Origin of the sequence: Sulfurovum sp. (assembly GCF_036568385.1) — a bacterium.
GTDB lineage: Bacteria > Campylobacterota > Campylobacteria > Campylobacterales > Sulfurovaceae > Sulfurovum.
This window is the reverse complement of sequence record NZ_DATCSP010000001.1, coordinates 1-11,170: the sequence shown is the minus strand read 5'-3', so window position 1 is coordinate 11,170 and position 11,170 is coordinate 1. Positions and strand designations below refer to the sequence as shown.

Here is an 11,170-nt window from a genome sequence, read left to right as displayed (position 1 = left end):
TCGGTATACTGCTCCGTGTCACTCTCTGCCATGCCGATGAAACGTTCTCCCGTCATCGCCATGACCGCGTCACGGACCAGCTGTGTCTCATACATCGCATCACCCAGCCGTCTCGTCTGGCTTGAGCCGTCATACCCCAAGCGTTCCAGCATATAGTCGGAACTGACAAAATTGCGGTAGTCCGTGTACTCAGGATTGGACTCTATCAGCGGACCATCGGGGTCTGTAGACGTAACAAAGACACCGTAAGGGTTGTCTGGCAGGGTGATAGATCCTGCAGCAGGATCATAGACCTGCGGGGTAAGCGCCAAAGCTGTGCTTTCGATCGTTCCCTGATCCACGTTCACCGGCTCTGCATTGGGGTCCGGCAGTGTGACGGTCTGCTGTGTTTCCTCCGTAGTCTGGGTACCCGTGGAGATCGTCGGTGCATTGGGATCCATGGTTACAGAGGCACCTGCCTCCATCCCGTTCTGCAGCACGCCGAAATTTCCTGTCAGTGTCCCTCCCGCCAGTATCTGGGAAGGAACACCTTTGGTATCGCGTATCTCGCTTTTGGACACAGGCAGCTGACCAAGCCCGCCGTCACTTTTGCGTTTCCATGAATAGTTGATCGTGGCATCTATCGATTCCGTACTATCCACACCGATATTGAACAGGTTTCCGTTGATAGCGATGTCGTTCCCGGCCGTAATGAGACTGGTTCTATTGGTAATGGTATCGGCATCCAGTAAAAGGTTACGCCCCGAAACGATCTCTCCCTCTGTATGGCTGGCAAGCAAGGCTGGATCGACCACCTCTGCAGTGACCCTATAGTCCACCTTTCTGAACTCTTCTTTCTTGTGCGGCTTTGTCCGTTTGACGATCATTGCATTGCTGTCCAGTGAAGCGGTCAGCTCATAAAAGTACAATTCACCCGCTGTCGTTCTGGTATCTTTGTACATGTTCAAGATGTAGGCTTCCCTGTCCTCCTGGACCATTCTTTCCGTAAGCAGTGCCTGGAGCTCACTATTGCTCAGTGTCACACCCTTATCACTATACTCCTGCAGGATCTCTGCCTTGATGGCCATCAGGTCCGTATCCAGAGGGATGGCCAGTGCAGGACAGGAAAAACTCTCCCAGATGTCACAGGTGATGTCGATCCTGCCATTCACTTTCTGCAGTGTGGTCGTGATCTCCGTAGCCGAAATATTGGAGATCTCCCCGGCTGAAATCACCATATCTTCCCCCGACTCTATCCTCGCAGAGATGTTCTCTACGCTGCCGGTCTTGCTTCCCACATCATCCGAAGCGATCAGAAGATTGGCACCTGCATAGATCGTTGCATCTTCCCTATTGCTCAGCAGATCAGTCATATACAACCGCATATCCGCACCGGAAAAGAGTGTATTATAGTTGTAAAGGTTTGCAGCATGCAGTGTCAGGCCGTAGGCTGCCGCTATCGCTGCATGGTTATGGACCGATGCTGCAGTGATCTCCAGGTCTCCCGAAGCAGTAAGGAATCCATGGTTGTTCAGATCACCGGTAAGCATGATGGCTGAAAGATGCCCGCCTCTGATGCTCGCAGCGGTATCGTTGGCATTGTTGGTAAGGGTATCGGCAGCGATATGCAGTGAACCATTGGCCGTGATACTCCCCTCGTTAGAAAGATCGCCACGGACCATGATGTTTCCCGCTCCGTTGGCAAGTATCTCCCCGTGATGCACCAGGTCCCCAGTGAAGTCCAGGTCCATGGCATTGGCCGAAAGAAACTTCGTCCCTGCATCAATGGCTGCAATGTTCGAAGTCACATCCAGGTGGTTTCCTGCAAAGAAGCGTGAATTCTCTATCTGCAGATCGCCGCTTGAGACCGCCAAGGTATGCCCCGCTTCCAGCTCGCCGTTTCTGTTGTTCAAATGCTGTGTATCCACTGCAAGGTTACCATTGGCAGAGATGAGGCCATTACTATTATCCATTGTATCTGCAGTAACGATGTTCAGTGTACCGCCGGCCGAATATAGATAGCTGTCAGCATTGTTAAACGCTACCGTATCGATATCCATCTGTGCGGCAGAAACCATGCTGTCACTGTTATGCAAAGTACCCGTAGCTATGGTACCGCTATACTGTGCCGATAATGAAACGTTTTTGAGATGAAGGGTCTGTGTTTCTATAGCCAGGTCCTCCAATGCTGCGATGTTCGTATGGGTTACGGACATCTCTTCCCGAGCCCCTGCCTGCACACGGTTCCCTCTCATCGTCGAATCAGAGACGGATATAGTTTCCGAAGCATAAAGATTGAGCAGACGGTCGGCTTCCATATAGACATTCTCTAACTGCATTGCAGCACTGCCTAGCGTCACACTGTCATAGGCAGCATAGAGTGTGCTTCCATTCAAGTGGATCCCGTTGGCCGTAAGGTTCAATCCGCTGTTGGACAGCATCGTGGCGTCGCTAAGTGCGACATCTCCGCTTGCACCGATATCGATCCCCTCCGATGAGAGGATGGTGGCATGGCTGCCCTGCATCGTTCCTGTACGGACCGTCACACCCCCGCCCGATATCGTTCCGTTATCCCCATCGAGGTCAAAGAGATCCAGGAAAACGGCTTTGAGCGAGCCGATGAACCCCTCCGTATTGTCAAGTTTTTGTGCCGTGACCGTCGTGCCTGTACCGGAGTAGAGCGTCCCTCTTGTATTGGCTATATCTCCCGCAGCACTTACTGTCAGCGTCTCGCCTGCCTGTATGGCTCCGTCCGTGTTATCCAGGGTATTGGTGGTCAGGGTGAGTGCACTGCCGGCAACAACCAGACCACTCTGGTTCAAGAATTCGTCTGCAATGTCCAGGGTAACGCTCTCCAACCCTTCCACGCTTCCCTCCGTATTGTCAAAATTCCCGGCCGTGAGTTCCATAACCTCATTCGCATGGATACGTCCCGCATTCGTCAGGCTCCCTACAGCGTTCATCGTCAGTGTGCGGGTGATGACCTCTGCCTGATCCGCATTGATAAAATCCTTCGTATCTATACTGGTACCGCTCAAGCCATAGAGCACACCGACATTGTGGATGCTTTCCGTAAATTCAAGGCTGAGAAGACCCTCCTGTGCCTGCGTGAAGTCAGCGTGCACCCCTGCCGCGATGATCCCCTCATTGGTGAGGCGGTTTCCTTGCAGTCTAAGGTCAGAGCTTGCCCCGGTATTTCCCTTCAGTGTGATATCGGTCAGCGCTTGCATTTCAAGCGTTTTGGCATGCACCCCTTCATGCACCTCGATGGCATTGCTCTTTGAACGGATCTCTGCATGGTTCTGGACGGAAACTTTTCCCAGGACGATCCTGCCATCGGCAGATAGCTCGAGCCTGTCCTGTACGAGCATCTCTGCAGGCAGATTGACCCCTACCCCTTTCTGGGTCCCCACCAAAGAGATGGCGTTGGCATAGATGCCTCCAAGCGCCGTAGAGTCAATGGAGAAGAGAGGCCGTTCCTTCTCTACGCTGTCCCTGCTTGTCACACTGCCCTCTGCATCTATATGGTTCAATCCGGTCACCACTTTTACGTCATTGGCATGCAGTTTGGCATTGAGTTTCAGTGCCTGCGTATAAAGCTCCAGACTCGAAGTGCCTCTCGCATCCAGCCCTTTGCCGTCTATGAAGATATCCCCGCCTTCGATGTCAAAAATAGGACGATCTCCGCTGAAGCTTACTTTTCCTGTCGTCAGTGTGGCTTTGGGAATGTTGATGAACCCGCCTCCGTTCACCGTGATCCCGTTGGGATTGGCTACGATGACATCCGCACCCGGTCCGGCAACTTCCAGATATCCGTTAAGCCGCGACCTGTTGGTGCCTGAGACCTCATTGAGTATCAGCGAGGCAGAACCATCGCGCAGGTTCTCGTTCCCGTAGATGTATCCTGCCAGCTGTGTGTTGACCTCCTGCCCGGCATTGTTGAGGATCGTTCCCTGTGTGGGGACGTTGAACTCTATATAGGTATTGTGCGAGACGCCGTTCGTGTTGGGTCTTGCGATGTTCACCACGGGCGTGCCGTTGGCTGCGGTATCGAGCATGGTGTGTCCTGCCGTATGTGTACGCGTGTCCAGGACGATCTCTGCTGCCATCAGAGGCTGACAGATAAAAAGAAAAGAGATAGGCAGGGAAAGGAGTGGTTTACACGGTGCTGGTTTTGTCGTATACATGGGTTTCACCTTTTAAAATCTGTAAGCGAGACTAAAGCCGAACAAGCCGTCATTGCTTGTATGCACTTCGTCACCGTTGGGGGTATAGAGTATTTCATTTGAGTCTATCAGAGGAAAGGATCTGAACAGATCCAGGGACCACTCACCGAAATGAAACCTGCTCCCTATGGCAGCCCCTACGATATGACCGCCGAAACTCTCCGCATTGTGACTGACCACACCATAATCCAAAGCGAGATAGGGAGAGATAGTCGCTTTTGCGTAGGTTCGGCTGGATCCCAGTTCATTGCGCAGATAGAACCCCTTGTTCCCGGAGATCTGGCTTTCATTCTCAAATCCTCTGACACTGTAGGGACCGCCGATCCCTATCTGCTCAGAACCTACAATGCCCTGTTTCGCATACTGCCCATAGAAAGAGAATTGATAGAACAGGGGCAGAAGTTCCGTGTTGAACCGTTTGCTGTAACTGAGGTCCAGGGTGGCTTTATCAAAGGTCGCATCTGCAAATGAACCTGTTCGGGCATCGAACCAGTCCAGACCGCGATGGTACCTTAGGGTGGCATACCCGTCCCATGTGCTACCCCTGTAATGGTGGGTATAGGAGAGCTGCAGGATCGTCAAGGTATTGCTTGAAGTGTCCAGGTAGACATCCGCGAGATAGTTATCGTTCTTTTTGCGCAGCAGAGAGAGATCGAACTTCCCTTTTTGATCTTTCGTGTGGAAAAGTTTATATTCCGATCTCAGTTGAAATGTCTCATTCTCACCGTTGGAAAGGTACTCCATATTGAGCCCACTGACGATCTGATCGTACTCAAACCGGGAGTAGATGAACTCCAGATACGCTCTGCCTACAGGCAATCCGTAGCTGATACGGTTGCCCAGCAGATTGTTGTTGCTGTCCTGTTTGTCCGTGGTGTTCAGGTTCAGTGTCAACAGGTCGTTGATCCCTAAAGGGTTGTCCCATCCGACAGAGCCGCTGAACTGGTATTTTCCTGATTTGACGGTGCCGTAGTTGTTGGCCCCCAGCGAGCCATGGATGGGTGATCCTGTCTTCTCCCCCGTGATCACTATCCGGGAAAAACCCTCTTCGCTCCCCGGGTTTATGCCCATCGTAGCCCGCATGGACTGCAGACGGTTCAGCTGCTCCAGGCCTGTTTCCAGGTCCCTGAGGTTCAGAAAATCATTTTCTATGAAAGGGAACACCAGTGCCGTGGAGATATTGTTTCCGGTGACAGCTTCTACTTTCCCCTCCATCGCAGTGATCACAAGGTCTCCTTTTGAGAGGTCCTGCGGTTTGATGTACGCCCTTGAAGTGATGTAGGCTTTTTCGATATAGAGATTATTGATCTTCTTTACCAGCGTATTGATATCATGCATCGTATCGCACCGGTGGAGGTAGGGTTCTTTCAGTGCCTCCAGGACACCCCTGTCGATCAGTGTAATGCCCTTCGTATCTATACGTTCGATCCGGATACAGGCGTCTGTTGCATTCGTCTCTTTCGACAAGGGTATGGGAGTGAGTTCCGTATAGATCGCTTCAGCCGCCTGGCTCTCTCTGATCTGTGATTCATAGATCTTTTTCTGCTCTTCAAGCCGTATGATGTCGTCGACCTGTCTAACAAGGGGTGAGGCATGAAGGAGGTACGGAAGAAGCAAAAAAGTACCGATGTATTGTTTTAAGGTCTCGTATCGTATGTATGGCATAAAATAAAAAACCCTTTAAAACGTTGGTGGCACATTTTACCTAAGATTATTTTAAGATAACTTTATAATATTTAAATATTCTAAAAAATTATAAATTTATATGCATAATGATGGCTTCTATAAGACCCCTTCGTCAGAAAATCTGTAATATCCGTTTTTTGTTTATTATATGGGTAAATGAATGTAAATTTGACATATATTGTTAAAATATAGGTAAAAAATAAATAAAATTACCCATATTGAATAAATTTGGGTAAAATTATCAAAACGTTACTCATATAGTTTATTAGGTTGTTTATAATGGATATTACTCAAGGATATATTGTCCCAATGCTACCGGTAGATCAGGATCTGGAAACAAAGAAAGTACTGAAAAAAATCATAAGTGCCAATAAAGCACTGGCAGAATTAAAAGGTGCGGCACGTTCAATTCCCAATCAAACCATATTGATCAATGCATTGGCACTTCAGGAAGCAAAAGACAGTTCAGAGATCGAAAATATTATTACGACTCATGATGAGTTGTATAAAGCTAGTATTGATCTTAAAAGAGTATCTCAAGCTGCCAAAGAAGTGCAGCGATATCGAGAAGCTTTGTATAAAGGTTTTGATTTAGTCAGAACACATAAGATCTTGCTAAAAAGGCATATTGTGGAAATCCAGAAAGTGCTTGAAGATAATGATGCAGGTATACGAAAACAGAGTGGCACAACATTAAAAAATGACAGAACGGGAGAGGTTGTCTATATGCCTCCACAGGATTATAAATATATTCAAGAACTGATGGATAATCTCGAAAAATATATCAATGATCCTGGCATGGATGAATATGATCCTTTGGTTAAAATGGCAGTCATTCATTATCAGTTTGAGACAATTCATCCCTTTTATGACGGGAACGGAAGGACAGGAAGAATTATCAATATTCTTTACCTGCTGCTTCAGGGGCTGTTAGACCTTCCAATTCTTTATTTAAGTTCATACATTATTCAACATAAGGCAGACTATTATCGTCTTTTAAATGACGTCCGAACAGATAATACCTGGGAAGCGTGGATTATATACATGTTGGACGGCGTTGAGAAAACAGCTATCAATAGTGTCAGGATCATTGAAGGCATCACCGTGCTGATGAAAGAAGCAAAGTATCAAATGCGAGAGAAGATACCAAAAATATATTCAAAAGATTTATTAGAGTCACTTTTCCAGCATCCTTATACTAAAATTAATTTTCTTGTGGACAGTTTGGGCGTAACAAGAAAAACGGCAACTGCTTATTTGAGAGCCTTGGAAGATCTAGGCATTTTGGAAAGTATCAAGGTGGGACGAGATCTTTATTTTGTGAATAAAAAACTTTTTGCATTACTTCAAAATGGAATACTTGAGTAAAAAACAAATAAAATTTTCTTTTTTGCCATTTCAACTTTAAATATCAGTTTCAATGAAATACGCTAAAAGTTGTAGATTCAATGCAAAACAAGATGATCAAGATGCTGATATGACACTTGATCGGGTCGTCGGATTACCAAATTCAATGCTCTCGAACAAATGTGTAGAGGAGACCTAAAGTAATACTGCTTAAACATCACATAAAGATATGCGACTGCTCATAAGACCCCTTCGTCAGAAAAGCTGTAATATCCGTTTTTTGTCAGGATGACGTGGTCCAGCAGCTCTATGCCGACGAGTGACGCGACCTCTTTGAGCCTTTGGGTGATCTGCAGGTCCGCCCTGCTTGCTGCCAGGGTGCCTGAGGGATGGTTGTGGGCTACGATGATCCCTGCGGCTCTGTCCGCGATGGCATCGGCGAAGACTTCTCTGGGATGGACCAGGCTTTGGTTGAGAGTGCCTATGAAGACGGTGCGTGTATTGATGATGTGGGAAGCCCCGTCGAGGGTCATCACGAGGAAATGTTCCTGGGTCTTGGTGCTGAAAGGTTTGAGTTCATGGTAGACATCTTCTGCAGAAGTGATGCGTTTGTTGTGCTGTATCAGATAGCGTTTGCTTAACTCTATGGAGGCCAGTATCTGCGAAGCTTTGGCGATGCCCAGGCCATGGATGCCGCAAAGTGACTCAAGGCTCAGCGTCTCGAAACCACTGTCCAGCACACAGAGGATCTCTTTGGCCAGCTTCCGCACATCTTTGCCCTGTACACCCGAACCGAGCAAAATGGCCAGCAGCTCATCGTTCTTAAGCCCTGCAGCACCCCTGGCTGCAAGCTTCTCTCTGGGCTTGTCATCTTTATGCAACTCTCTGATACTTTTCATCTTTCACCGCCTTATAAAAAGCAGTATAGAAGATTTTTAAGAATGGATACAAAAAAGTGTCAAATTGACATGTTTTGAACTATAGAACACACAGTAAAGGTATTGCTCTTACTCTCCAGAAGATTTAAATTCTTATACAAAATCTACTTTAAGTTCATGTCCTGTTGCTTTGGCATAGTTCATTAATGTATCAAGTCGTGGAGAGATATTGCTTTTAAAACTTTCTAGTCTGGAGATATTGCTTTTTTTGGTTCCCATAAGTTCGGCAAGTTTTTCCTGTGTCAAGCCTGCCTCTTTTCTCATAGCTATGAGTTTTTTCTTAATAGCATATTCAGGTTTTAAAAGATCATACTCTTTTTGTACTTCACTGTTTTGTAAAGCTTTCTTTTTGAACTGCGTCAGTGTTGTTCTGCTCATTGTATCTCCTTGAGTCTTTTGCGTGCTTTGTCCAGCTCTTTTTTGGGTGTCTTTTGAGATTTTTTTACAAAGGAGTGTAAGATAACGATCTCATCATTAATTGCTATAGCAAAAAATGAGCGTCCTATGCCTTCTTTACCTTTCGACCTGATCTCAAAGAGTCCATCACCCATCGGTGCTGTATGCGGTTTTCCTAAATTGGGTCCTAGCTCTTCTATCATTTCCAATATATGTAAAAGATCCGCCAAGACCCCGGCAGGAAAGCCAAGTGTCTCTTTTGCAACTTTCTCATTATAAAAAGTAACTACCCATGACATCTATAACTCCTAATATATTATCATATATGATAACTTTTGTCAAATATTTTATCTGATTTTCACTGTGCAGGCTTGATAAACCCTATGGTCTTGCTTTCGGCTGCTTTTGATTCCTCTATCAGTTCATCCAGTGCTTTGGTCAATGCTTTGTATTGTTGATCGCTTTTTCGTTCTACTTCCATGATCTTCTTGGCTAAAGCATTATAATGTTTACTGAATTCTCTGAGTTTTGTGAAGGTTCTAATAATTGCTATACTTGTCTGCGCTGCAACAGAGCTACGTAATACCGTAGCTAACATATAAATACATTCTTCAGTAAAAGCATAGGGCATTTTTCTTAACCCCATTATTTCTTTATTGGAAGTCGCATATTGCGACTTCCAATTTTCTAATTCCTTATCTGTTAATTGAAACATAAAATCATCAGGAAATCTATCTATATTTCTTTTAACTTGTTCATTAAGTCTTTTTGTATCCACTTGATATAACTCTGCGAGATCCCTATCGAACATCACTTGTTTCCCACGAATACTGTAAATACGGCTACTTGGAATGACCCCAGTTTTATAGACACTTAGGTATTCGACAACACCTCAAGATTTTTTAATTCCAAGTAATATCGTACCTCAAATTCGTTTGGAGACAGATAATCCAGGTAACTATGACGTCGTTTCGAGTTATAGAACATCTCGATATAATGAAAGATCACTGCTTTAGCTTCCTCTCTTGTGACAAAGACCTGCTTTTTTACACATTCACGTTTTAGGGTCTTGAAAAAGCTCTCAACCACCGCATTGTCATAACAGTTACCCCGTCTGCTCATACTGGGAATGATATTGAAATGTTTGAGCATATTCTGCCAGGCATAGGAGCTATATTGTGATCCCTGATCAGAATGCAGTAACACATCCTCTTTTGGCTGTTGTCGTCTGATTGCCATATGCAATGCATCCAGCGCAAGAGAACTGGTCATTCTGTGGCTCATAGCCCATCCGATGATCTTTCTGCTGAAAAGATCCAACACTACTGCCAGATAGAGCCATCCTTCATAGGTTCTGATATAAGTAATATCCGTTACCCATGCCTCATTTGGCTTGTTGGTAATGAAGCATTGCTTTAAATGGTTGGGATGGGCATAATGGGGTCTGCCTGATTTATGATGAGGCTTTTTCTTTAATGTGCCTGCACCGTATAACTTGTGAAGCCTCATCAGTCTGGCTACACGTTTCTTGTTGACCGTAATGCCTGATTCTGTGAGGTCTTTATGTATATTGCGATAGCCATAGGTACGCCCGCTCTCATCATAGGCATCTTTGATATGCTTTACCAGCTCGTGATTGGTTCTGTCTCTGTTGGATAAAGGATTTTTGCACCAAGCGTAATATCCGCTTGGATGCACCTGCATCACTTTACAGAGTCTGCGTACAGGATACTGTTCTTCATGTACCTTGATGAATGCGTACTTCAGCCGTGGTCTTTGGCAAAGTACGCTGCGGCCTTTTTTAGAATATCCCTCTCTTCTGTAACACGTTTGAGCTCTGCTTTCAGACGTTTGAGCTCATCATTGGTATTTTTATCTTTACGGAAAGTATCAGGTTGGCTGTACTGTTTGACCCATTTGCTCAAAGAATGGGGATGGACTCCTAGCCGTTCAGCTGTTTCTTTGACCGAATAATTATTCTTGATCACTTGTCTTGCAGCCTCTTCTTTGAACTCATCTGTATATCGTGGTGGCATTCACTTCTCCTATTCGCTATTTAGCTTTTTAATTATAGTCTAATTATCGAATAAAAAAGTGTCTAGTGTTTAGGGGTCATTCCAACTAATCTCACCCTGCACCATCAAATCATCCATGTATGACTCCTTCATATTGATAAGTCAGTGTAATATATAAAACGATTTATGCCTCGAAGTATGTCATATTGACATACTTCTTAATACGTATATGCAGCAAGCACTTCCACCTCATCGAACAGATCGTCTTTGAAACGGACTTCCAGTAAGCGGTAGGTTTCGCTGTTTTGTGTGGTGGTAATGTCTATGAAGACGGTACGCACCCCACTTACGTTTTAACGACGGGGGTATCGGCATTTAGTGCCAGAGATGATCGAGCGCAGATAGATCAGGGGGTAGTAGAGTTGTAAAAGAGAAAAGTTCCTGAAGGGTCTATCGCCTGTTTTTGCTTCAAAGAGTATGATCTCCTCTCTGTTTTCAAGGACAAGATCGATTTCCTTTAATCTTTAAAAAATTCACAAATATCTATATCAAGTTCTTTTGATATTTTATACAGCTGCTCTAT

The 11,170-nt window shown here is 45.6% G+C and carries 10 protein-coding genes; 1 reads left to right on the top strand and 9 read right to left on the bottom strand.

The window, feature by feature from the left end; all coding sequences use genetic code 11:
• Both VIM88_RS00045 and VIM88_RS00040 read right to left on the bottom strand, forming a co-directional pair.
• On the bottom strand, nt 1–4,166 hold a 4,166-nt coding region (locus VIM88_RS00045), incomplete at its 3' end, for a filamentous hemagglutinin N-terminal domain-containing protein (RefSeq protein ID WP_331860835.1).
• A gap of 12 nt (nt 4,167–4,178) precedes the next feature.
• The gene (locus VIM88_RS00040) at nt 4,179–5,870 is read right to left on the bottom strand and encodes a ShlB/FhaC/HecB family hemolysin secretion/activation protein (protein WP_331860834.1); all 1,692 of its coding nucleotides are present in this window, start codon (nt 5,868–5,870) and stop codon (nt 4,179–4,181) included.
• A gap of 300 nt (nt 5,871–6,170) precedes the next feature.
• On the opposite strand from VIM88_RS00040, the gene VIM88_RS00035 reads away from it, so the two are divergent.
• Nucleotides 6,171–7,259, top strand: coding sequence for a Fic family protein (locus VIM88_RS00035; protein ID WP_331860833.1), 1,089 nt, complete (start codon nt 6,171–6,173; stop codon nt 7,257–7,259).
• A gap of 218 nt (nt 7,260–7,477) precedes the next feature.
• Here VIM88_RS00035 and radC read toward each other — a convergent pair whose 3' ends face one another.
• From radC to VIM88_RS10210, 7 genes are all read right to left on the bottom strand, one after another.
• Nucleotides 7,478–8,137 carry a RadC family protein gene (gene radC, locus VIM88_RS00030; RefSeq protein ID WP_331860832.1) on the bottom strand — a complete coding sequence of 220 codons (660 nt, stop codon included), beginning with the start codon at nt 8,135–8,137 and terminating at the stop codon, nt 7,478–7,480.
• A gap of 132 nt (nt 8,138–8,269) precedes the next feature.
• Complete coding sequence (locus VIM88_RS00025; RefSeq protein ID WP_331860831.1) at nt 8,270–8,554, bottom strand: helix-turn-helix transcriptional regulator; 285 nt, start codon at nt 8,552–8,554, stop codon at nt 8,270–8,272.
• Nucleotides 8,551–8,871, bottom strand: a complete 321-nt coding sequence (locus VIM88_RS00020; RefSeq protein ID WP_331860830.1) for a type II toxin-antitoxin system RelE/ParE family toxin — start codon at nt 8,869–8,871, stop codon at nt 8,551–8,553. The genes VIM88_RS00025 and VIM88_RS00020 overlap by 4 nt, the downstream gene beginning before the upstream one ends.
• A gap of 59 nt (nt 8,872–8,930) precedes the next feature.
• Entirely contained in the window at nt 8,931–9,383 is a 453-nt protein-coding gene (locus tag VIM88_RS00015) for an ORF6N domain-containing protein (protein ID WP_414717452.1), read from the bottom strand.
• A gap of 62 nt (nt 9,384–9,445) precedes the next feature.
• A protein-coding gene (locus VIM88_RS00010; protein WP_414717451.1) for an IS3 family transposase occupies nt 9,446–10,608 on the bottom strand; the annotation gives its coding sequence in 2 pieces (ribosomal slippage) (nt 9,446–10,377 and nt 10,377–10,608; 1,164 coding nt in all).
• A 197-nt stretch (nt 10,609–10,805) separates the two neighbouring features.
• On the bottom strand, nt 10,806–10,928 hold the full coding sequence (locus tag VIM88_RS00005) for a hypothetical protein (RefSeq protein ID WP_331860828.1): 123 nt from the start codon (nt 10,926–10,928) through the stop codon (nt 10,806–10,808).
• A 12-nt stretch (nt 10,929–10,940) separates the two neighbouring features.
• Entirely contained in the window at nt 10,941–11,099 is a 159-nt protein-coding gene (locus VIM88_RS10210; RefSeq protein WP_414717453.1) for a DUF6997 domain-containing protein, read from the bottom strand.
• Between the last annotated feature and the right edge of the window lie 71 nt (nt 11,100–11,170).